This window comes from Citrobacter sp. Igbk 17 (genome assembly GCF_028069775.1).
In the GTDB taxonomy this organism is placed as follows: domain Bacteria; phylum Pseudomonadota; class Gammaproteobacteria; order Enterobacterales; family Enterobacteriaceae; genus Citrobacter.
Genome location: NZ_JANEWI010000021.1, coordinates 1 through 20752, shown reverse-complemented (window position 1 = coordinate 20752; position 20752 = coordinate 1). Strand labels below are relative to the sequence as shown.

Here is a 20752-nt window from a genome sequence, read left to right as displayed (position 1 = left end):
CAGTATAAACTGGTTTTTTATACAGTAAAGAGGTTGGCGTTAAATTAGAATAATTTTTTTGACCAGCCTAACTTAGTGCTTAATGTGTTGAAATAGCTGTAATCTTTGGGATGAATCAGATTCAGGTGATAATCACAGCGGCGAATCAATACGTCTTCGCCTTCCTGTATAGGTAAGGCAATCTGGCTGTCGCAGCTGATCTCCAGGTCATTACGGCGATGCGAGAAGCGCAGGCGAATCGTGCTGTTACTGTTAATTACCAGCGGGCGCGCGGAGAGCGTATGTGGGAACATCGGTACCAGCGTAATGGCATCCAGGGAAGGGGTGAGAATGGGACCTCCGGCAGACAGCGAGTAGGCGGTAGACCCGGTTGGCGTGGAGATAATCAGTCCGTCTGAACGCTGAGAGAAGGCAAAAATTTCATCTATATAGACTTCAAATTCAATCATGTGCGCAACCTTGCCTGGGTGCAACACCACTTCATTGATTGCAGTGCTGATACGCTTTTGGCAATCCTGCTGGCAGACCTGTGCTTCAAGTAAAAAACGCTTTTCGCTGATATAATGACCTTCCAGTACATCTGCTAATTGCTGTTGGGCATTGTCCGGGTCAAGATCGGTCAGAAAACCGAGGTTGCCGCGGTTAATCCCGATGACCTTGATGTCGTAACGCGCAAGCGTGCGTGCGGCCCCAAGCATATTGCCGTCGCCACCGACAACCACCGCGAGATCCGCCTGTTGACCAATTTCTGCCAGCGTACCGGTCTGCACATTTTTCAGCTGGAGCTCATGGGCGATTTGTTGCTCCACGATAACCTCGTAACCTTTCGTGCATAACCAGCGGTAGAGCATTTCATGTGTCGTCAGTGCAGTAGGGTGACGTGGATGCCCCACAATGCCAATACACTTGAAATGTTTGTTCATTTTATCGAGGTCCTTGTAACGAAGATTGGTGACAATGTGAGTACTTCCCTTGAATCCCTGAATCTGATCCCCATAATAAGCCAAGTTAGCGAGATGAATGCGAAAAAACGCGGAGAAATTCATGAGTAGTAAAGAACAGAAAACGCCTGAGGGGCAAGCCCCGGAAGAAATTATCATGGATCAGCACGAAGAAGTTGAGGCGGTTGAATCAGACGCTTCTGCTGAGCAGGTGGATCCGCGCGATGAAAAGATTGCGAATCTGGAGGCTCAGCTTGCAGAAGCTGAAACGCGCGAGCGTGACAGCGTGTTGCGTATCAAAGCGGAAATGGAAAACCTGCGTCGTCGTACCGAACTGGACGTAGAAAAAGCGCATAAGTTTGCACTGGAAAAATTCGTCAACGAACTGCTGCCGGTGCTGGATAGCCTGGACCGCGCGCTGGAAGTGGCGAACAAAGATAATGACGCGATGGCGGCGATGGTTGAAGGTATTGAACTGACCCGTAAGTCGATGCTGGATGTCGTGGCGAAGTTTGGTGTGCAGGTGGTTGCGGATATCGATGTGCCGATGGACCCGAACGTGCATCAGGCGATTGCCATGGTTGAGTCTGATGAAGTTACTGCCGGTAACGTACTGATGGTAATGCAGAAAGGCTATACCCTTAACGGACGTACCATTCGCGCTGCAATGGTGTCTGTGGCGAAAGCAAAAAGCTAATCAGCTTCAGACCGGGTAGTGCTGATGCGTTACCCGGTCTGAATTATCCTCACTGGTCAGATACGCTCTCGCGAAGTGGTTTGACTGGCAATACCTGCACCTGCTTAATCATATTGTCCTGTACGTCGAGAATATCGATATCGTACTGACCAATGCGCACTCGCGTGCCGGTAACGGGGATCTCTTCCAGTGCTTCAAGGATAATACCGTTTACCGTTCGCGCATCATCTTCCGGCAAATGCCAGTTAAAAGCCTTATTGATTTCACGAACGTTGGCGCTGCCATCAATAATCACTGAGCCGTCATTCTGTGGCGTAACTTCTTCGGCAAGCGTCGGGGACATTGACGTGGTGAAGTCACCGACAATCTCCTCCAGAATATCTTCAACGGTGACCAACCCCTGAATATCGCCATATTCGTTAACCACCAGGCCGACCTTCTTCTTATTACGCTGAAATTTGATCAACTGAGTACTGAGCGGGGTGCCTTCCGGGACAAAGTAGATCTCGTCGGCGGCGCGTAGCATGGTCTCTTTGGTGAACTCCTTTTTCTCGGCCATGAGTCGCCAGGCTTCACGGACGCGCAGCATACTAATGGCATCATCCAGTGAGTCGCGGTACAGCACGATACGCCCGTGCGGGGAGTGCGAAAGTTGGCGGACGATTGATTTCCAGTCATCGTTAATATCGATACCGATGATTTCGTTACGCGGGATCATAATGTCATCGACGCTGACTTTTTCCAGGTCCAGCACGGACAGTAGCATATCCTGATTACGGCGAGAGATTTGCGAGCGCGATTCATTCACCAGCGTTCGTAGTTCATCTTTACTCAGCGAACCGCTCACCACGATATCTGTTTTGATGCCCATCATACGCATCAGCAGACGTGTGATGGTATTCAGTAACCAGACAAGCGGCATCATCAGTATTTGCAGTGGCGCTAACAACACGCTGCTGGGATAGGCCACTTTTTCTGGATACAGCGCGGCAATGGTTTTGGGCAATACTTCAGCAAATACCAGTACCACAAAGGTCAGAACCCCGGTGGCGATTGCCACGCCCGCATCGCCATACAGACGCATACCGACAATGGTTCCGAGCGCTGAGGCCAGTATATTCACCAGGTTGTTACCAATGAGGACCAGGCTTATCAGACGGTCGGGCTTACGAAGCAGTTTCTCAACGCGTTTTGCCTGACGATTTCCCTGTTTTGCGCGGTGTCGCAGACGGTAGCGGTTCAGGGTCATCATTCCGGTTTCGGAACCGGAAAAATAGGCGGAAATAACCACCATGATGAGAAGTGTAACAATAAGCGTGGTGGTGGAGATGTGTTCCACGTAGGTTCCTTAAAAGACTTAACTCACAAACTGCTGCAAGATGCGGCTGCCAAAATAGGCCAGCGTCAGAATGCCTGCACCTGCGACGTTAAACCAGACGACACGACGTCCGCGCCAGCCTTCATGGTAATGCCCCCACAACAGAACGATATAGACAAACCATGCCACGATAGACAGAACGGCTTTATCAATATTTTCTGTGCTGAACAAGTTGTGCATATAAAACAGACCAGTACACAGCGTCAGCGTCAGCAGAACCACGCCTATCTGGGTGATATGAAACATTTTGCGCTCAATGCTCATCAATGGCGGCATTTCATTGTTGAACGCCAGTCTTTTATTTTTGAGCTGATAATCGATCCATGCCAACTGCAGTGCATACAGCGCGGCAATGATTAAGGTGGCATAGGATAAGAGCGATAGCCCGATGTGAATCATCATGCCCGGTGTGGCTTCAAGGTGGGTGATGTATTCGTTGGGCATAAACGTAGCGCATGCCAGATTGATTAATGCAAAGGCATACACGATCGGCAGCAATAGCCAGCCGCGGTTGCGCGAGGCCACAATGGTCATTACCGTACAGATCATCAGGCTAACCAGAGAACCGACGTTCAGCAGGCTCAGGTTTTGTCCGCTTTCACCACCTGGCAGAATACGTGCTTCCAGGGCAAACGCGTGACAGACCAGCGCGATAACCGCAGAAAGAATAGCCATACGCCGCCAACCGCTGTTTTTTTGCAGCAGGGCGGGAACGATCAGCGCAAGGCTGACGGAATAGGCGACAAGGGCTAACAGAGCAAAAACGGGCATATGGGTGTCGACAGTTGGCCAAGAGTAAAGAAAAGCAGTATAGCGTTACGTGACCTCTGCTCCAACCGTTGCATAACAACAAAGGCGGCTTCATGTTATACTGCGGCAAATTTCTGTTGATGTGTCGCTGTTGCGACCGACCGTTTCCACCCCAGGCGAGAGACAATGTTTGATAATTTAACCGATCGTTTGTCGCGCACGCTGCGCAATATCAGTGGCCGTGGACGCCTTACTGAAGACAACGTTAAAGAGACGCTGCGCGAAGTGCGCATGGCGCTGCTGGAGGCTGACGTCGCGCTGCCGGTAGTGCGTGAGTTTATCAATCGCGTAAAAGAGAAAGCGGTTGGTCATGAAGTGAATAAGAGCCTGACGCCGGGTCAGGAGTTCGTCAAAATTGTTCGTAACGAACTCGTCGCGGCGATGGGCGAAGAGAACCAGACGCTGAACCTGGCGGCCCAGCCACCGGCAGTGGTGTTGATGGCGGGTCTGCAGGGTGCGGGTAAAACGACCAGCGTAGGTAAGCTGGGTAAATTCCTGCGCGAGAAGCACAAGAAGAAAGTACTGGTGGTCTCCGCGGACGTCTATCGCCCGGCGGCGATCAAACAGCTGGAAACGTTGGCCGAACAGGTCGGCGTGGACTTCTTCCCTTCTGACGTCGGTCAGAAGCCGATTGATATCGTTAACGCCGCGCTGAAAGAAGCTAAACTCAAATTCTACGACGTGCTACTGGTGGATACCGCCGGTCGTCTGCACGTTGATGAAGCGATGATGGACGAAATCAAACAGGTCCACGCGTCTATCAATCCAGTAGAAACGCTGTTTGTTGTCGATGCTATGACGGGTCAGGATGCTGCGAATACTGCGAAAGCGTTTAACGAAGCTCTGCCGCTGACCGGTGTGGTACTGACTAAAGTCGACGGTGACGCCCGTGGCGGTGCGGCACTGTCTATTCGTCATATCACCGGTAAGCCGATTAAATTCCTCGGTGTCGGTGAGAAAACGGAAGCGCTGGAGCCGTTCCACCCGGACAGGATTGCCTCCCGTATTCTCGGCATGGGTGATGTGCTGTCGCTGATCGAAGATATCGAAAGCAAAGTTGACCGCGCACAGGCAGAGAAATTAGCCAGCAAGCTGAAAAAAGGCGACGGCTTCGATCTGAACGATTTCCTTGAACAGCTTAAGCAGATGAAAAACATGGGCGGCATGGCCAGCCTGATGGGCAAACTGCCGGGCATGGGTCAGATCCCTGACAACGTGAAATCGCAGATGGACGATAAAGTGCTGGTGCGTATGGAAGCCATCATCAACTCGATGACGATGAAAGAACGCGCTAAGCCGGAAATCATCAAAGGTTCCCGCAAACGCCGTATCGCACTGGGCTGCGGGATGCAGGTACAGGATGTTAACCGTCTTCTGAAACAGTTCGACGACATGCAGCGCATGATGAAGAAAATGAAGAAGGGCGGGATGGCGAAGATGATGCGGAATATGAAGGGGATGATGCCGCCTGGCTTCCCTGGGCGCTAATTTTTCCGGCCTGGCTCACTGGCTATTTCGGCTCCGGGGTGTGCTCGCCATCCTCACGTACTGCGTGTACGCTGCGGTGGCTGCGCGCACGCCGGCACCGAACTTGCTGCGCCGCCGACGGCCTTCTACGGCAGAGTTATTAACTGTTGATTGCTTTTTTCTCAGAAATCAGTAAAATTTTCGGGCTTTTAATATGACACCGGGTCCCTTCCCTCGATGGGGCCCGGTGTTTTATTCACACAAGAGGATGTTATGGTAACTATTCGTTTAGCTCGTCACGGCGCTAAAAAGCGTCCGTTCTACCAGGTTGTTGTCACCGACAGCCGTAATGCACGCAACGGTCGCTTCATCGAGCGCGTTGGCTTCTTTAACCCGATCGCTAGCGAAAAAGAAGAAGGCACTCGCCTGGATCTGGATCGCATCGCTCACTGGGTTGGCCAGGGCGCGACTATTTCTGATCGCGTAGCTACGCTGATCAAAGCAGCAAACAAAGCAGCTTAATCTGTCACGGTGGTCATGATGAGCAAGCAACTCGCCGCACAGGCACCCGTGGAACCCATCGTTTTGGGGAAAATGGGGTCTTCTTACGGTATCCGTGGTTGGCTCAGAGTGTTTTCTTCCACTGAAGACGCCGAAAGCATTTTTGACTATCAGCCCTGGTTTATCCAGAAGGCGGGTCAGTGGCAGCAAGTACAGCTGGAAAGCTGGAAGCACCACAATCAGGATCTGATCATCAAGCTGAAAGGCGTTGACGATCGTGATTCGGCGAATCTACTGACTAATTGTGAAATTGTCGTGGATTCCTCGCAGTTGCCTGCGCTGGAAGAGGGTTCCTACTACTGGAAAGACCTTATGGGTTGCCAGGTAGTGACCACTGAAGGCTACGATCTCGGAAAAGTCGTCGATATGATGGAAACCGGATCGAATGACGTGATCGTCATTAAGGCAAACCTGAAAGATGCGTTTGGTATCAAGGAACGTTTAGTACCGTTCCTCGATGGGCAGGTTATCAAGAAAGTCGATCTCGCTACTCGTACTATCGAAGTAGATTGGGATCCTGGTTTTTAAACCACCGGATAAACGGTAAAAGTCGGCGTTATGGGGATTGGCTTGTGTTTATAGGTATCGTTAGCCTGTTTCCAGAAATGTTCCGTGCAATTACCGATTACGGGGTAACTGGCCGGGCAGTAAAAAATGGCCTGCTGAACATCCAGAGCTGGAGTCCTCGTGACTTTACGCATGACCGGCACCGTACCGTGGACGATCGTCCTTACGGCGGCGGACCGGGGATGTTAATGATGGTGCAACCTTTACGGGATGCCATTCATGCAGCAAAAGCTGCGGCTGGTGAAGGCGCAAAGGTGATTTATCTGTCACCTCAGGGACGCAAGCTTGATCAAGCGGGCGTTAGCGAACTGGCAACGAATCAAAAGTTGATTCTGGTGTGCGGTCGCTATGAAGGAATAGATGAGCGCGTGATTCAAACCGAAATTGATGAAGAATGGTCAATCGGCGATTACGTTCTCAGCGGTGGTGAGTTACCGGCAATGACGCTGATCGACTCCGTTTCCCGGTTTATTCCGGGCGTACTGGGTCATGAAGCATCAGCAATCGAAGATTCGTTTGCTGACGGGTTGCTGGACTGTCCACACTATACCCGACCTGAAGTGTTAGAACAGATGGAGGTACCGGCGGTATTACTGTCGGGAAACCACGCTGAAATACGTCGCTGGCGTTTGAAGCAGTCGCTGGGCCGGACCTGGCTTAGAAGACCTGAACTTCTGGAAAACCTGGCTCTGACTGAAGAGCAAGCAAGGTTGCTGGCGGAGTTCAAAAAGGAACACGCACAACAGCAACATAAACATGATGGGCAGGCGTAAGCCCCCAATATCAGTTTACCCAGGATAAGAGATTAAATTATGAGCAACATTATTAAGCAACTTGAACAAGAACAGATGAAGCAGGACGTACCTTCCTTCCGTCCGGGTGATACCGTGGAAGTGAAAGTATGGGTTGTTGAAGGTTCCAAAAAACGTCTGCAGGCATTCGAGGGCGTGGTTATCGCTATTCGTAACCGCGGTCTGCACTCTGCATTCACTGTTCGTAAAATTTCCAACGGCGAAGGCGTTGAGCGTGTCTTCCAGACTCACTCTCCGGTAGTTGACAGCATTGCTGTTAAACGTCGTGGTGCTGTTCGCAAAGCTAAACTGTACTACCTGCGTGAGCGTACTGGTAAGTCTGCTCGTATCAAAGAGCGTCTTAACTAAGATATCGCTCAGGCGACATCCTGATAGAAGGGGCTGGCCATTTTTGGCTGGCCCCTTTTTTTATATCGACAGAATATCGATATCAGCGGTTAGCCGGGTAAATTGATTTTGCGGCGTTTAAGGCTTAATGGAAAGGTGATTGTTACGTTACCGGCGAGGTGCTGAGTCGTGTGGGGCGGGTGTTTCGTTCGTCATTGCAATCGACTGACTGCGCGAGTTCAGTACGTCCTATTCTCTGTTAGCGCAGCCAGCCGGGTAATGATTAAGGTGTACTGATTACTACCGCAACGCGGCGGTTTTCAGCGCGCCCTTTTGAAGTCTGGTTGCTGGCAATCGGGTATTTCTTTCCGAGCCCTTGGGTTGTCAGGTTAGTGCGTGGAATGTTGGCACCCTGAGCCCAGGCATCTGCAACCACATTGGCTCGTTTGAGCGACAGAGCTTCGTTGTAGCTGTCCTCACCATAGTTATCGGTATGCCCATCCAGACGAGCATGGTTTAACCCGGTAGCAGCCAGTTTGGACGCCATTTCCTGAATTTGCTTTTCACTTTCAGGGCGGAGTTTATAGTCGTTTTTGTCAAACAGGATGGTGTCAGACAAACCCAGAGACCAGTCTCCTGAAGCTTCAGTGAATCCGTACGATTTCATGGCTGCAATTTGCTCTGGGGTAAATTTCCCCTGAGGCGCCTGACAACCTGCCAGAATCAGCATGATGAGAATAAACGGGGATAATAAACGTTTTAGCATGTGTGTAATTCCTTATTTTTTAATAATGCGCTCAGCGCGCAAATTTTTAGCCTGATACATATTGTGATCGGCAAGTTCTTGTAATTTCTCGGCAGAGGCATGTTCCCACGTCAGTGCAAAACCAATACTGAGTGTCATGCTTGCCAGATGACCGTTATGCAGGTCAAAAGGTCGATTAAACTCTTGCGACAACGCCGCGCAGATACGTTGAACTTCGTATTCAGAATGGACGCTGTAAAGCACCATGGCAAATTCATCGCCGCCAAGTCGGTATGGGTGATGCCGATTACCACCAAATTCGGCCAACCTTTTTGCGACTTCGATCAGGACCCGATCGCCCGCAGCGTGTCCCCAGGTATCATTAATAAATTTAAAATTATCGCCATCAAGGAATAACAACGCAGAGCTGCTGTGGGCCGCGTCGTCGTTCATCAGTGCGTTAATACTGCTACGAAATGCGGCACGGTTCGCAAGACCGGTCAAAGGGTCATGTAGCGCGGTACGCAACAGTTGGGCATTCTTTGCCTGCAGACGTAGTTGCCACTCTTCCATCTCATCCAGCAGGCTATTAAAGTCCTGCGCAAACAGATGAAATTCTTCAATCCGCTCTTCAGATACGCGCCGCGAGAAATTTCGATTGGTACGAACATCATGTACCACTTCAGTAATATTTTGCAGGGCGTCCACGACGCCATTGTGTAAATAACGAGTAAGCATCAACGCAATACCCGATGCCAGTAAAATGCATCCGGTAAGAACGGCTAGCGACAAATAAATAAAATGGCTAATAACGCTATCGCGGGCAATCAAGCGCACCTCACCAATAACGTCTCCATTGTGCAAAATGGGCTGAGTCACCGGTTGCGGGAACAGCCAGTGGCTGATGATGCTGCTGATTTTGTCAGTGGTATCCTGCGCGTCATAGTGCCAGGTGGCGATCACTTTCTGCTTTTGATTGCGGACCTCTGCAACTGAAAATTGCCCTTGCTGCCCCAATGCAGCCAGCGTTTCCGATGCTGCGACACTATCCGAAAAGACTAATGCTGCTTCGAGCGTGCGGGTCATGGTTGCTGCCGTGAGATCCAGGTTCTTTTGTGCGTATTGCTTCAAAGCCAGCACAGAAGAAATGCTAAGCAGCAGCCAAATCAGCGTCATGGTTACCAGTACGCTGACGATGCTGATACGCCGTAGTGTCCGCTTAAACGTTGGGCGTTTTATGGGAGAAGGACCCTTATTCATGCTTTTTATTCCGCGCAAGCATCAATACGTCCGGACTCACCCTTACACCGCTGCGTGACAGGGAATCCATATTTACGGAAAATCTCACGTCTTCATCTTTAATTATGAGGCAAAAAGCGCTGCCAATAACGCATTCGGGATTCTGTTCGGCAATTAATAACAATGCCTTAGTAGGATATTTATTCTTTAATTCCGCCTGATATGTAGGGCTTTCTTTTCCAAAATAAAAGCCATCACACTGCGCAACTAAAACTTCTTGTTCCGTATGAATGATGACAGGAAGATAGGGTAGTGCTCCTGCTCGGGTATCTTCCAGCACGCTGGAAAAGCGCGAAGAAGAGAATATACACAGTTTTGGTGGCCCTGAAAGTGCGGGCCAGCGTGTATAACTGACGATACCGGAAACCATAGAGCGCACAGATTTTGCCTCTTCCGTAACGCTGTGAGCGTACAGAGGTAATCCGGTCAGAAGCAGTGCCAGTAGAAGTATGAGTCGGTAAGAAAAGCTCATGAATAGGTACCTACCAGCGTTTGCCGTAATGCGTCGATATACATTCAAGATCGTTTGCAACAAAATAACATTATTTTCCCAGGGCGTCATTATTCCTGGAATGAGTGTATTGAGTATTTAAGCTAAATCTCATTAATTTATAAAATTTAAGCTCTTGTTTAATTTAACCTTGTTGAGGCCGCACCTTCATTTGCTCCTTTTTGCCATGCGTCATGTAACTGGCTGACATTGTCTACCGTGTCGCAACTGGCAGGGAAGGTTTTTCCGGTCAATCCTCTTGCGTAAACAAAGTCCTGCTGACAGGTTTTCCTTTGTCCTTCGGCGTACCCTTTAAGATATTGGGCGCGATCGACCTCTGGGTCATTGTAGTTGTCGGCAAGTGTCTCGTTATCTTTAACGACATAGCCTGAAATGGCATCTTGTATCCCGGCATCAAACCAGTCGGTACCTGTCCAGGTGGGGGAGAAAGTATAGGGATCTATCTGACATCCGCTGAGAAATAATACAAATAAGGTACAGATGAGTTGCTTCATTGCCTGTTCTCCCCGTTTTTTTAAAGCATAGCGGATTCATATATAGAAGTGTGTAAATTTAAATGTACGTTGTCTTGCGGTGTTTTTGCTGAAAAATTGCTTGGTGTAAATAAAAATTTACGGAATGTGGATTGAAATCTTTACCTGTTGTGTTATCGTGATTACCTCCTCGCTGAGGAAAACTATCGCAAACGAGCTAAACAGGATCACCATCATGCAAAAAGACGCGCTGAACAACGTACACATTACCGACGAACAGGTTCTGATGACCCCAGAGCAGCTTAAAGCGGAATTTCCGCTGAGCCTCGCACAGGAGGCGCAAATCGCTCAGTCGCGTAAAACCATTTCAGACATTATCTCTGGCCGCGACCCGCGACTGCTGGTGGTGTGTGGTCCATGCTCGATTCACGATCCTGAAGCGGCTATTGAGTACGCTCGTCGATTTAAAGCCCTTGCCGCAGAGGTCAGCGATAGCCTCTACCTGGTGATGCGCGTCTATTTTGAAAAGCCCCGTACCACCGTCGGCTGGAAAGGGTTGATTAACGATCCTCATATGGATGGCTCTTTTGATGTTGAAGCGGGTCTGAAAATTGCGCGTCAATTGCTGCTTGAATTGGTGAATATGGGGCTACCGCTGGCAACAGAAGCGTTAGATCCAAACAGCCCGCAATACCTGGGCGATCTGTTTAGCTGGTCAGCTATCGGTGCACGTACCACTGAATCACAGACGCATCGTGAAATGGCTTCTGGTCTTTCCATGCCGGTTGGTTTTAAGAATGGTACGGATGGGAGCCTGGCGACGGCAATTAATGCTATGCGCGCCGCAGCACAATCACACCGCTTTGTGGGTATTAACCAGGCGGGGCAGGTTGCACTGCTGCAAACGCAGGGTAACCCAGATGGTCACGTGATCCTGCGCGGTGGTAAAGCGCCGAACTACAGCCCGGCTGATGTCGCCCAGTGCGAAAAAGAGATGGAGCAGGCAGGACTACGACCTTCTCTGATGGTAGATTGCAGTCATGGTAATTCCAATAAAGATTACCGTCGCCAGCCAGCCGTGGCTGAATCTGTGATTGCCCAAATCAAAGATGGCAATCGCTCGATCATCGGCTTGATGATTGAAAGTAATATTCACGAAGGCAACCAGTCCTCCGAACAGCCACGCAGCGAAATGAAATACGGTGTCTCCGTAACTGATGCCTGCATTAGCTGGGAAATGACGGATGCGCTACTGCGTGAAATTAGTCAAGATTTAAACGGCCAGCTGACGGCGCGTGTAGCATAAGAGGTTGGTATGGTTGCTGAATTGACCGCATTGCGCGATCAAATTGATGAAGTTGATAAGGCATTGCTGGATTTACTGGCACGCCGTCTGGACCTGGTTGCCGAAGTCGGTGAAGTCAAAAGCCGCTTTGGGTTGCCGATCTACGTACCAGAGCGGGAAGCTACAATGCTGGCTTCCCGCCGCGCAGAAGCTGAAGCGCTGGGGGTGCCGCCAGATCTGATCGAAGATGTATTGCGTCGGGTTATGCGCGAGTCTTATTCCAGTGAGAATGACAAAGGCTTTAAGACGCTTTGCCCTTCTTTGCGTCCGGTGGTGATCGTCGGTGGTGGCGGGCAGATGGGGCGGCTGTTCGAGAAGATGCTGACGCTGTCTGGCTATCAGGTGCGGATACTGGAACAGCAGGACTGGGAGCGCGCCACTGAGATCGTCGCCGATGCAGGCATGGTGATCGTCAGTGTGCCGATCCACGTTACCGAACAGGTAATCGCGAAATTACCGCGCCTGCCGTCTGATTGTATTCTGGTCGATCTGGCCTCGGTGAAAAATGGCCCTCTGCAGGCGATGCTGGCGGCACACGACGGTCCGGTTGTGGGGTTACACCCGATGTTTGGTCCGGACAGCGGCAGCCTGGCAAAACAGGTCGTGGTTTGGTGTGATGGGCGGCAGCCGGAAGCCTATCAGTGGTTCCTTGAGCAGATTCAGGTTTGGGGCGCGAGACTGCATCGGATTAGCGCCGTTGAGCACGACCAGAATATGGCGTTTATTCAAGCGCTACGTCACTTTGCGACATTTGCTTACGGGCTGCATTTAGCGGAGGAGAATGTGCAACTGGAGCAATTGCTGGCCCTTTCTTCACCTATTTACCGTCTTGAACTGGCAATGGTTGGTCGTCTGTTTGCCCAGGACCCTCAGCTCTATGCCGATATTATTATGTCGTCAGAGAGTAATCTTGCGCTCATCAAACGTTATTACCAACGTTTTGGCGAAGCGATTGGTTTGCTGGAGCAGGGGGATAAGCAGGCTTTTATCGACAGTTTCCGTAAGGTGGAACACTGGTTTGGCGACTATGCGCAGCGCTTCCAGAGTGAAAGTCGCACCTTGTTGCGCCAGGCCAACGATAGCCGTCAATAAGCAAGATGCCTGATGGCGGCTTCGCCTTCTCGGCCTACAAAAATCGCCTGAATTGTAGGCCGGATAAGCGCAGCACCATCCGGCATTGTCACGTTAGCTCGGGTCGACCGGCACCACGTTTTCACTCGGATAACATCCCAATACTTTCATCGAACGCGTAATCTCCCCCAACTCCTTCAGGGCTTTTTGCATCTGGGATGATTCCAGGTTGGCCTGGATATCGAGATAAAACATCTCTTCCCACGGATTGCCGTGAATCGGGCGGGATTCCAGCTTGGTCATAATCAGATTATGGTTACGCAGTACCAGCAGCGCTTCAACCAGCGCACCTGCCTGTTGTCCTGTCGCCATCAGCAACGTTGTTTTCGCTGGAACCTGGTCAGAAACATTGATTGCTTTACGTGCCAGAACCACGAAGCGGGTAATGTTTTGCGTCTGATTAGCTTCAATATGCTCAAGTACCTGCAGACCATGCAATACACCACCGGCTTCGCTCCCCAGGGCTGCTACGCGTGGTGAGTTAGCCTGGGCGACCTTTTCCATCGCAGCTGAAGTGCTTTCAGTGTATTCAATCTTCCAGTGCGGGTAGCGGTTCAGGAACTTGCTGCATTGTTGGAACGGTTGCGGGTGGCTGTATACCGTGTCGATGCTCTCCAGATCGGTTGTTCCCGACACCAGTACGCAATGGTCGATAGTAATCGTCATCTCTCCGACGATAGAGAGGCTGGTGTGCTGCAGAAGATCGTAAACGTCATTAATCGCACCGGAACTGGTGTTTTCAATAGGCACTACCGCGTAGTCTGCCTGTCCGGTTTCAACCTGATTAAAGATATCGGCAAATTTCGCGCAGCCGCTTTCAATAAACTGCTCAAAATGACGTGCGGCGTACTGACGTGCTGCAAGGTGTGAGTAAGACCCTTTTGGTCCCAGGAAGGCAACACGAGCGGAATGCGGGTTGATCTTGTTCAGATGCTGCTGAAGGAGCGCCTGCTGGGTCAGGACGGAGTCTTCGATAATAAGCTGGAACAAGCGCGTGATGTAGTGGGCATCGAGGTGATGTGCTTTACCAAGCTGAATTAAACGGTCCAGTAGGTCGCGTTCCCGATCAATATCGCGTACCGGGCGATGAGACAGCAACTTGGCTTTACCGACTTCTACCGCCAGACCACGTCGTTCTGCCAGCAGGGCCAGTAATTTTTCATCCAGCGAGCTGATCTTTTCTCGCAGCGCCAGTAATGGGTTTTCCGATGTCATAGTGTTGCCTTTCTTGTTATCAATAAAAAAGCCCCCCGTTGTGGGAGGCCTTATTGTTCGTCTTCGCATTCTTTATCACACGACGAAACGCCTCCCATTCAGGGGAAGGTAAAAAAGAATGCGAAGAAGAACGGGACAAGTTTCATGTAATTTTCCTTTGGCTACATCAGTAAAGTACCCGTACTGTTTTCACCCTGTCAACAAAAAACGCGCCCGAAGGCGCGTTGGCGATACACTCAATGTAAGGGACTACTCTTCTTCTGCTTCGACGAAGTTGGCGTCTTTTACTGAAGTTGTTGCACGACGGGCTTCGCCTTTGTGCTGCACTTTATTGAGCTGCCGTTCCAGCTTGTTGATCAAATCGTTAATGGCGGTGTACATATCCTCGTGTTTTGCGCTGGCGACCAGATGTCCATTCGGGGTGTTGATGGTGGCATCAGCAATGAAACCCTGTGGCTCCTTAGACAGAATGATATGTGGATTAATCAGATGAGTTTGCCATTTATCCAGTTTGGAGAGACGGTCTGCGACATGCTGGCGAATTGCCGGAGTAATTTCCATTTGTTTACTGGTAATGTTCATTGTCATAAATTTTACCTCTTGTCTTTCCCGTCTTGGTGATTCCAGCATACCGTTCCTAATGTCAAAATGTGTGATCTAAATCACATTATTTTGTCGCTTTTTGTCAAGAAAACCTTTTTGTGAGGCACCGCAGGAACAGGCGATTTTTTACTTGAGGAATACCTGAAAGCAGGCCATATTTGATAGGATGCGTCGCAGCTAAACCGCTTCAGTTGTGGCGTTAACGAATAAAAAAACGGCAGCCCAGTGGCTGCCGTTTTGCATTCTGAGGTCAATCAGGTGTTGCTGCTGTTAGCGGCAATGATTTTCGCTACTTTTTCTGCCTGGGCATTCATCTGCATTTGGCGATAAGCGTTTTCCATCAACGGCAGGGCATCACGCGTTGCCTGGGTATCCGGATAGTCGCGCAGCATACCTTCCACACGGTTCACGACTGCAACCCATGCGCCACGGGCGGTATAGTACTCAGCAACAGAGTATTCATACTTCGCCAGACGATCTTTCAGGAATACCAGACGCTTAGTGGCATCGGTTGTGTACTGGCTGTTCGGATAACCACGTACCAGTTTGGAAAAGTCATTAAACGCAGCTCGGGCATGCTGTGGATCGCGATCGCTACGATCGACGCCAAAGAATCCTTGCAGTGCGCTATCGTCCAGCGCCATATTGGTCAGGCCACGCATGTACATGACATAATCAATGTTAGGGTGAGTTGGGTTCAGACGAATAAAACGATCGATGGCAGCCTGAGCAAGTGGCAGATCGGCGTTTTTGTAGTAGGCGTAGATGAGATCTAATTGCACCTGCTGAGAATACGGTCCAAATGGATAACGGTTATCCAACGCTTCCAATTGCGTTATTGCCTGTTTCCAGTTACCGTCCTGCAGCTTTTGCTGAGCAGTCGCGTAGATTTCATTTGGCGGATTATCGGGCACCTCTTCCTTTGAACCAGAGCAACCCGCCAAAAACAGGCTCAACGTGGCTGCTGCCACCAGATATTTCATGCGCGTCATGACGTTTTGACTTTCCTCAAAATGTAATACGGGAGATTCTCTGTTCCTGCTCCCGGTTAAGACCAGCTACAATAGCACACTATATTAAACGGCAAAGCCGTAAAACCCAACGTTAAACGAAGAAGCAGTTTATGGCACAACGAGTAGAACTCACCGCAACAGTCTCCGAAAATCAGCTTGGTCAACGCTTAGATCAGGCTTTGGCCGAATTGTTCCCTGATTATTCGCGATCGCGCATAAAAGAATGGATCCTCGACCAGCGCGTACTGGTAAATGGCAATCTTTGCGATAAGCCGAAAGAAAAAGTGTTAGGTGGAGAGCGTGTCTCCATCAATGCTGAAATTGATGAAGAGATTCGTTTTGAAGCTCAGGATATCCCGCTGGATATCGTTTATGAAGATGACGACATTCTCGTCATCAACAAACCACGTGATCTGGTGGTTCATCCGGGCGCGGGCAATCCTGATGGTACGGTTTTGAATGCGTTGCTGCATTACTACCCGCCAATTGCGGATGTCCCACGAGCCGGTATTGTGCACCGTCTGGATAAAGACACAACCGGGCTTATGGTTGTGGCAAAAACTGTCCCGGCGCAAACACGCCTGGTCGAGTCATTGCAGCTGCGCGAAATCACTCGCGAGTATGAAGCTGTGGCGATTGGCCATATGACCGCGGGCGGTACGGTCGAAGAACCGATCAGCCGTCATCCCACCAAACGTACGCATATGTCAGTGCATCCAATGGGGAAACCTGCGGTAACGCACTATCGCATTATGGAGCATTTCCGTGTGCACACGCGTCTGCGGTTGCGTCTGGAAACCGGACGTACGCACCAGATCCGCGTGCACATGGCGCATATCACCCATCCGCTGGTAGGCGATCAGGTCTACGGTGGTCGTCCGCGCCCGCCGAAAGGCGCTTCTGACGAGTTTATCTCCGTGCTGCGTAAGTTTGACCGTCAGGCGCTGCACGCGACCATGTTGCGTTTGTATCATCCGATTTCCGGTATCGAGATGGAATGGCATGCGCCAATTCCGCAAGATATGGTGGAGCTTATCGAAGTGATGCGCGCTGATTTTGAAGAGCATAAGGATGATGTTGCCTGGTTATGAGTAAGCTAATTGTCCCGCAGTGGCCGATACCTCAGGGTGTCGCAGCCTGTAGTTCTACCCGCATTGGCGGCGTCAGTATGTCGCCTTATGATTCGCTGAACCTGGGTGCCCATTGTGGCGATAACCCGGAGCATGTGGAAGAGAACCGCAAGCGGCTGTTTGCTGCGGGCAATCTGCCTTCGAAACCCGTCTGGCTTGAACAGGTACACGGTAAAGATGTCCTGAAATTAAGCGGCGGGCCATACTTATCTAAACGTGCAGATGCGTCCTACAGCAATACGCCAGGCACCGTATGTGCAGTGATGACGGCGGACTGTCTGCCGGTGCTGTTTTGTAATCGTGCTGGAACAGAAGTGGCGGCGGCCCATGCGGGCTGGCGCGGGTTATGTGAAGGTGTGCTGGAAGAAACGGTGGCGTGCTTTGCCGACAAGCCGGAAAACATTATTGCCTGGTTAGGGCCGGCGATTGGTCCGATTGCGTTTGAGGTAGGTGCAGAAGTTCGCACCGCGTTTATGGCAAAAGATCCGCAAGCTGACAGTGCATTTGTGCCGCGTGGTGAAAAATATCTGGCGGATATCTATAAGCTTGCACGTCAACGTCTGGCAAATGTAGGGGTAGAGAGCGTCTACGGTGGCGACCATTGCACCTTCAACGAAAGTGAGACGTTCTTCTCTTATCGTCGCGACAATACCACGGGTCGTATGGCAAGTTTTATTTGGCTGATATAACCTAAAGAATCAAGACGATCCGGTACGTGTAATTTTCTTTTCACATAATTCAGGTCATTCACCTTGAATAATTGAGGGATGACCTCATTTAATCTCCAGTAGCAATTTTGACCTGTTATGGGAGGAGTTATGCGTCTGGATCGTCTTACCAATAAATTCCAGCTTGCTCTTGCCGATGCCCAGTCACTCGCACTGGGGCACGACAACCAATTTATCGAACCACTTCATCTAATGAGCGCCTTGCTGAATCAGGAAGGGGGATCGGTTCGTCCTTTGTTAACGTCCGCTGGCATCAATGCTGGCCAGTTACGCACAGCGATTGATCAGGCATTGAGCCGTTTACCACAGGTAGAAGGTACCGGCGGTGATGTTCAGCCTTCTCAGGATTTGGTGCGTGCACTGAATCTTTGCGACAAGCTGGCGCAAAAACGTGGAGACAATTTCATTTCGTCAGAACTGTTCGTTCTGGCAGCGCTTGAGTCGCGCGGTACGCTGACCGATTTATTAAAATCAGCAGGAGCGACAACCGCCAATATCACTCAGGCAATTGAACAAATGCGTGGAGGTGAAAGCGTGAATGACCAGGGGGCTGAAGACCAACGTCAGGCCTTGAAAAAATATACCGTCGACCTGACCGAACGCGCCGAACAAGGCAAGCTCGATCCGGTTATCGGTCGTGATGAAGAAATTCGCCGCACGATTCAGGTGCTGCAACGTCGTACTAAAAACAACCCGGTTTTGATCGGTGAGCCAGGTGTTGGTAAAACCGCTATCGTCGAAGGGTTGGCACAGCGAATCATTAACGGTGAAGTACCTGAAGGGTTAAAAGGTCGTCGCGTGCTGGCGCTGGATATGGGCGCGCTGGTGGCCGGGGCGAAGTATCGCGGTGAGTTTGAAGAACGTTTAAAAGGTGTGCTCAACGATCTCTCGAAACAGGAAGGCAACGTCATTCTGTTTATCGATGAGTTGCATACTATGGTCGGTGCAGGTAAAGCCGATGGCGCAATGGACGCCGGTAACATGCTGAAACCGGCGCTGGCGCGCGGGGAGCTGCACTGCGTAGGGGCCACCACGCTGGATGAATACCGCCAGTACATCGAAAAAGATGCGGCGCTGGAACGTCGTTTCCAGAAAGTGTTTGTGGCTGAGCCAAGCGTTGAAGATACCATCGCGATTCTACGCGGCCTGAAAGAGCGTTACGAGCTGCACCACCATGTGCAGATTACTGACCCGGCGATTGTTGCGGCAGCCACGCTGTCTCACCGCTACATTGCTGACCGTCAGTTGCCGGATAAAGCTATCGACCTTATCGATGAAGCAGCGTCCAGCATTCGTATGCAGATTGACTCTAAACCGGAAGAGCTCGACAGACTCGATCGCCGTATTATCCAGCTCAAGCTGGAACAGCAGGCGTTAATGAAAGAGTCTGATGAGGCAAGTAAAAAACGTCTTGATATGCTTAATGAAGAACTGGACGACAAAGAGCGCCAGTATTCAGAGTTAGAAGAAGAGTGGAAAGCTGAAAAAGCGTCCCTCTCTGGAACGCAAACCATTAAGGCAGAGCTGGAACAGGCGAAAATCGCTATCGAACAGGCGCGTCGTGTCGGTGATCTGGCGCGCATGTCTGAATTGCAGTACGGCAAAATTCCGGAACTGGAAAAACAGCTGGAAGCGGCAACCCAGTCTGAAGGTAAAACTATGCGTCTGCTGCGTAATAAAGTGACGGATGCAGAAATTGCCGAAGTGCTGGCGCGCTGGACCGGTATCCCGGTGGCTCGTATGTTGGAAGGCGAGCGGGAAAAATTGTTGCGGATGGAACAGGATCTGCACAGCCGCGTGATTGGCCAGAACGAAGCGGTAGAAGCGGTATCTAACGCCATCCGTCGTAGCCGTGCAGGATTGTCCGATCCGAATCGTCCGATTGGTTCATTCTTGTTCCTGGGGCCAACCGGTGTCGGTAAAACCGAGCTGTGCAAAGCACTGGCGAACTTTATGTTCGACAGTGACGATGCGATGGTCCGTATCGATATGTCCGAGTTTATGGAGAAACACTCGGTATCTCGTCTGGTAGGTGCGCCTCCGGGATATGTCGGTTATGAAGAAGGTGGGTACCTGACGGAAGCGGTGCGTCGTCGCCCTTATTCGGTCATTCTGCTGGATGAAGTGGAAAAAGCGCATCCGGATGTCTTCAACATTCTGCTGCAGGTGCTTGACGATGGTCGTTTGACTGACGGGCAGGGGAGAACGGTCGATTTCCGTAATACGGTTGTCATCATGACCTCGAACCTGGGCTCTGATCTGATTCAGGAGCGTTTCGGCGAGCTGGATTACAGCCATATGAAAGATATGGTGCTGGGCGTTGTGAGCCAGAACTTCCGCCCGGAATTCATCAACCGTATAGATGAGGTTGTTGTATTCCATCCGCTGGGTGAGAAACACATTGCTTCTATTGCTCAGATCCAACTGCAGCGTCTGTACAAACGTCTGGAAGAGCGTGGTTATGAAATCCACATCTCTGACGAAGCACTTAAATTGCTGAGTGTGAATGGTTATGATCCTGTATACGGTGCACGTCCATTGAAACGTGCTATCCAGCAACAGATCGAAAACCCACTGGCACAGCAAATCTTGTCTGGTGAGCTGATTCCGGGCAAACCGATTCGCCTGGAAGTGAATGACGATCGTATTGTGGCAGTGCAGTAAGTCACAAAACCTAAATAAACGGGCCCTGCGGGGCTCGTTTTTGTTTAAAAACCAGGCCAGAATCGAACTTCTGGTTGAAAAGTAATCGCTTGATAAGTTTTTTGTATTTTTAACTTGTCAGCCTGAAATAACTCCCTATAATGCGCCTCCACTGACACGGAACAACGGACTGCAAGCCGCCGGGTCAGCGGGGTTCCACTGAGAACTCCGGCGAAGAAAGCGAAATTAAATGCTTGACTTCGTAGCGGGATGGCGTAATATGCACACCCCGCGCCGCTGAGAAAAAGCGAAGCGGCACTGCTCTTTAACAATTTATCAGACAATCTGTGTGGGCA

Annotated in this window: 23 protein-coding genes and 1 other annotated feature; of the genes, 11 read left to right on the top strand and 12 right to left on the bottom strand. The window is 50.5% G+C overall.

Annotated features, from left to right (window positions below):
• Nucleotides 1–44: 44 nt before the first annotated feature.
• Entirely contained in the window at nt 45–923 is an 879-nt protein-coding gene (nadK, locus tag NNO08_RS13710) for an NAD(+) kinase (protein WP_137383492.1), read from the bottom strand.
• Nucleotides 924–1044: 121 nt separating this feature from the next.
• On the opposite strand from nadK, the gene grpE reads away from it, so the two are divergent.
• Complete coding sequence (gene grpE, locus NNO08_RS13705; protein ID WP_271456918.1) at nt 1045–1638, top strand: nucleotide exchange factor GrpE; 594 nt, start codon at nt 1045–1047, stop codon at nt 1636–1638.
• 49 nt (nt 1639–1687) lie between these two features.
• On the opposite strand, the gene NNO08_RS13700 is transcribed toward grpE, so the two are convergent.
• A complete protein-coding gene (locus NNO08_RS13700; protein ID WP_271456917.1) occupies nt 1688–2977 on the bottom strand; it encodes an HlyC/CorC family transporter in 1290 nt (429 codons plus the stop codon).
• An 18-nt stretch (nt 2978–2995) separates the two neighbouring features.
• Nucleotides 2996–3787, bottom strand: coding sequence for a cytochrome C assembly family protein (locus tag NNO08_RS13695; RefSeq protein ID WP_137383491.1), 792 nt, complete (start codon nt 3785–3787; stop codon nt 2996–2998).
• A gap of 165 nt (nt 3788–3952) precedes the next feature.
• Here NNO08_RS13695 and ffh point away from each other — a divergent pair, with 165 nt between their 5' ends.
• From ffh to rplS, 5 genes are all read left to right on the top strand, one after another.
• On the top strand, nt 3953–5314 hold the full coding sequence (ffh, locus tag NNO08_RS13690; protein WP_271442422.1) for a signal recognition particle protein: 1362 nt from the start codon (nt 3953–3955) through the stop codon (nt 5312–5314).
• Nucleotides 5315–5566: 252 nt separating this feature from the next.
• Complete coding sequence (rpsP, locus tag NNO08_RS13685) at nt 5567–5815, top strand: 30S ribosomal protein S16 (RefSeq protein WP_003031228.1); 249 nt, start codon at nt 5567–5569, stop codon at nt 5813–5815.
• An 18-nt stretch (nt 5816–5833) separates the two neighbouring features.
• A complete protein-coding gene (gene rimM / locus NNO08_RS13680) occupies nt 5834–6382 on the top strand; it encodes a ribosome maturation factor RimM (RefSeq protein ID WP_271450281.1) in 549 nt (182 codons plus the stop codon).
• Nucleotides 6383–6426: 44 nt separating this feature from the next.
• A complete protein-coding gene (trmD, locus tag NNO08_RS13675) occupies nt 6427–7194 on the top strand; it encodes a tRNA (guanosine(37)-N1)-methyltransferase TrmD (protein ID WP_003031232.1) in 768 nt (255 codons plus the stop codon).
• 39 nt (nt 7195–7233) lie between these two features.
• Nucleotides 7234–7581: a 50S ribosomal protein L19 gene (rplS, locus tag NNO08_RS13670; RefSeq protein WP_002914145.1), complete on the top strand. Its 348-nt coding sequence runs from the start codon at nt 7234–7236 to the stop codon at nt 7579–7581.
• A gap of 262 nt (nt 7582–7843) precedes the next feature.
• Here rplS and NNO08_RS13665 read toward each other — a convergent pair whose 3' ends face one another.
• The 4 genes from NNO08_RS13665 to NNO08_RS13650 all read right to left on the bottom strand — a co-directional run bounded on the left by NNO08_RS13665 (nt 7844) and on the right by NNO08_RS13650 (nt 10609).
• On the bottom strand, nt 7844–8326 hold the full coding sequence (locus NNO08_RS13665; RefSeq protein WP_045446366.1) for an OmpA family protein: 483 nt from the start codon (nt 8324–8326) through the stop codon (nt 7844–7846).
• 12 nt (nt 8327–8338) lie between these two features.
• Nucleotides 8339–9565 carry a diguanylate cyclase DgcN gene (gene dgcN, locus NNO08_RS13660; protein ID WP_271450275.1) on the bottom strand — a complete coding sequence of 409 codons (1227 nt, stop codon included), beginning with the start codon at nt 9563–9565 and terminating at the stop codon, nt 8339–8341.
• Nucleotides 9558–10076, bottom strand: a complete 519-nt coding sequence (locus NNO08_RS13655) for a YfiR family protein (protein ID WP_040234078.1) — start codon at nt 10074–10076, stop codon at nt 9558–9560. Before NNO08_RS13655 ends, dgcN begins: the two co-directional genes overlap by 8 nt.
• A 158-nt stretch (nt 10077–10234) precedes the next feature.
• Nucleotides 10235–10609: a DUF2799 domain-containing protein gene (locus NNO08_RS13650; RefSeq protein ID WP_271442425.1), complete on the bottom strand. Its 375-nt coding sequence runs from the start codon at nt 10607–10609 to the stop codon at nt 10235–10237.
• Nucleotides 10610–10823: 214 nt separating this feature from the next.
• On the opposite strand from NNO08_RS13650, the gene aroF reads away from it, so the two are divergent.
• Together aroF and tyrA are read left to right on the top strand one after the other, a co-directional pair.
• A complete protein-coding gene (gene aroF / locus NNO08_RS13645) occupies nt 10824–11894 on the top strand; it encodes a 3-deoxy-7-phosphoheptulonate synthase AroF (protein ID WP_005130422.1) in 1071 nt (356 codons plus the stop codon).
• A gap of 9 nt (nt 11895–11903) precedes the next feature.
• Nucleotides 11904–13025 (top strand): bifunctional chorismate mutase/prephenate dehydrogenase, encoded by a 1122-nt coding sequence (tyrA, locus tag NNO08_RS13640; RefSeq protein WP_271456916.1) that lies wholly within the window; start codon nt 11904–11906, stop codon nt 13023–13025.
• Between the two features lie 93 nt (nt 13026–13118).
• Here the strand turns inward: tyrA and pheA are convergent, their stop codons facing one another.
• The 4 genes from pheA to bamD all read right to left on the bottom strand — a co-directional run bounded on the left by pheA (nt 13119) and on the right by bamD (nt 15874).
• A complete protein-coding gene (gene pheA / locus NNO08_RS13635) occupies nt 13119–14279 on the bottom strand; it encodes a bifunctional chorismate mutase/prephenate dehydratase (protein ID WP_271456915.1) in 1161 nt (386 codons plus the stop codon).
• A 21-nt stretch (nt 14280–14300) separates the two neighbouring features.
• Nucleotides 14301–14426 (bottom strand) — a sequence feature (Phe leader region).
• Nucleotides 14378–14425, bottom strand: coding sequence for a pheA operon leader peptide PheL (pheL, locus tag NNO08_RS13630; RefSeq protein WP_100250063.1), 48 nt, complete (start codon nt 14423–14425; stop codon nt 14378–14380). (Overlaps the previous feature by 48 nt.)
• A 102-nt stretch (nt 14427–14528) precedes the next feature.
• Nucleotides 14529–14867: a ribosome-associated translation inhibitor RaiA gene (gene raiA / locus NNO08_RS13625; RefSeq protein ID WP_271442428.1), complete on the bottom strand. Its 339-nt coding sequence runs from the start codon at nt 14865–14867 to the stop codon at nt 14529–14531.
• A 269-nt stretch (nt 14868–15136) separates the two neighbouring features.
• Nucleotides 15137–15874, bottom strand: coding sequence for an outer membrane protein assembly factor BamD (gene bamD, locus NNO08_RS13620; protein WP_005130417.1), 738 nt, complete (start codon nt 15872–15874; stop codon nt 15137–15139).
• A gap of 131 nt (nt 15875–16005) precedes the next feature.
• Here bamD and rluD point away from each other — a divergent pair, with 131 nt between their 5' ends.
• The 3 genes from rluD to clpB all read left to right on the top strand — a co-directional run bounded on the left by rluD (nt 16006) and on the right by clpB (nt 20417).
• Nucleotides 16006–16986, top strand: coding sequence for a 23S rRNA pseudouridine(1911/1915/1917) synthase RluD (gene rluD, locus NNO08_RS13615; RefSeq protein ID WP_271442429.1), 981 nt, complete (start codon nt 16006–16008; stop codon nt 16984–16986).
• Nucleotides 16983–17714: a purine nucleoside phosphorylase YfiH gene (gene yfiH / locus NNO08_RS13610; protein ID WP_271442430.1), complete on the top strand. Its 732-nt coding sequence runs from the start codon at nt 16983–16985 to the stop codon at nt 17712–17714. The genes rluD and yfiH overlap by 4 nt, the downstream gene beginning before the upstream one ends.
• A 129-nt stretch (nt 17715–17843) precedes the next feature.
• Entirely contained in the window at nt 17844–20417 is a 2574-nt protein-coding gene (gene clpB / locus NNO08_RS13605) for an ATP-dependent chaperone ClpB (RefSeq protein ID WP_271442431.1), read from the top strand.
• 44 nt (nt 20418–20461) lie between these two features.
• Here the strand turns inward: clpB and NNO08_RS13600 are convergent.
• Nucleotides 20462–20752 (bottom strand): hypothetical protein (locus NNO08_RS13600; protein WP_271456914.1); only part of this gene is annotated, 291 nt, incomplete at its 5' end.

Bases quoted from the DNA above. Each gene is read 5' to 3' on its own strand.
- NNO08_RS13695 (WP_137383491.1), bottom strand. From the start codon at position 3,787: ATGCCCGTTTTTGCTCTGTTAGCCCTTGTCGCCTATTCCGTCAGCCTT.
- ffh (WP_271442422.1), top strand. From the start codon at position 3,953: ATGTTTGATAATTTAACCGATCGTTTGTCGCGCACGCTGCGCAATATC.
- raiA (WP_271442428.1), bottom strand. From the start codon at position 14,867: ATGACAATGAACATTACCAGTAAACAAATGGAAATTACTCCGGCAATT.
- yfiH (WP_271442430.1), top strand. From the start codon at position 16,983: ATGAGTAAGCTAATTGTCCCGCAGTGGCCGATACCTCAGGGTGTCGCA.
- NNO08_RS13650 (WP_271442425.1), bottom strand. From the start codon at position 10,609: ATGAAGCAACTCATCTGTACCTTATTTGTATTATTTCTCAGCGGATGT.
- clpB (WP_271442431.1), top strand. From the start codon at position 17,844: ATGCGTCTGGATCGTCTTACCAATAAATTCCAGCTTGCTCTTGCCGAT.
- nadK (WP_137383492.1), bottom strand. From the start codon at position 923: ATGAACAAACATTTCAAGTGTATTGGCATTGTGGGGCATCCACGTCAC.
- NNO08_RS13655 (WP_040234078.1), bottom strand. From the start codon at position 10,076: ATGAGCTTTTCTTACCGACTCATACTTCTACTGGCACTGCTTCTGACC.
- rplS (WP_002914145.1), top strand. From the start codon at position 7,234: ATGAGCAACATTATTAAGCAACTTGAACAAGAACAGATGAAGCAGGAC.
- grpE (WP_271456918.1), top strand. From the start codon at position 1,045: ATGAGTAGTAAAGAACAGAAAACGCCTGAGGGGCAAGCCCCGGAAGAA.
- rpsP (WP_003031228.1), top strand. From the start codon at position 5,567: ATGGTAACTATTCGTTTAGCTCGTCACGGCGCTAAAAAGCGTCCGTTC.
- NNO08_RS13665 (WP_045446366.1), bottom strand. From the start codon at position 8,326: ATGCTAAAACGTTTATTATCCCCGTTTATTCTCATCATGCTGATTCTG.
- dgcN (WP_271450275.1), bottom strand. From the start codon at position 9,565: ATGAATAAGGGTCCTTCTCCCATAAAACGCCCAACGTTTAAGCGGACA.
- aroF (WP_005130422.1), top strand. From the start codon at position 10,824: ATGCAAAAAGACGCGCTGAACAACGTACACATTACCGACGAACAGGTT.
- rluD (WP_271442429.1), top strand. From the start codon at position 16,006: ATGGCACAACGAGTAGAACTCACCGCAACAGTCTCCGAAAATCAGCTT.
- rimM (WP_271450281.1), top strand. From the start codon at position 5,834: ATGAGCAAGCAACTCGCCGCACAGGCACCCGTGGAACCCATCGTTTTG.
- tyrA (WP_271456916.1), top strand. From the start codon at position 11,904: ATGGTTGCTGAATTGACCGCATTGCGCGATCAAATTGATGAAGTTGAT.
- pheA (WP_271456915.1), bottom strand. From the start codon at position 14,279: ATGACATCGGAAAACCCATTACTGGCGCTGCGAGAAAAGATCAGCTCG.
- bamD (WP_005130417.1), bottom strand. From the start codon at position 15,874: ATGACGCGCATGAAATATCTGGTGGCAGCAGCCACGTTGAGCCTGTTT.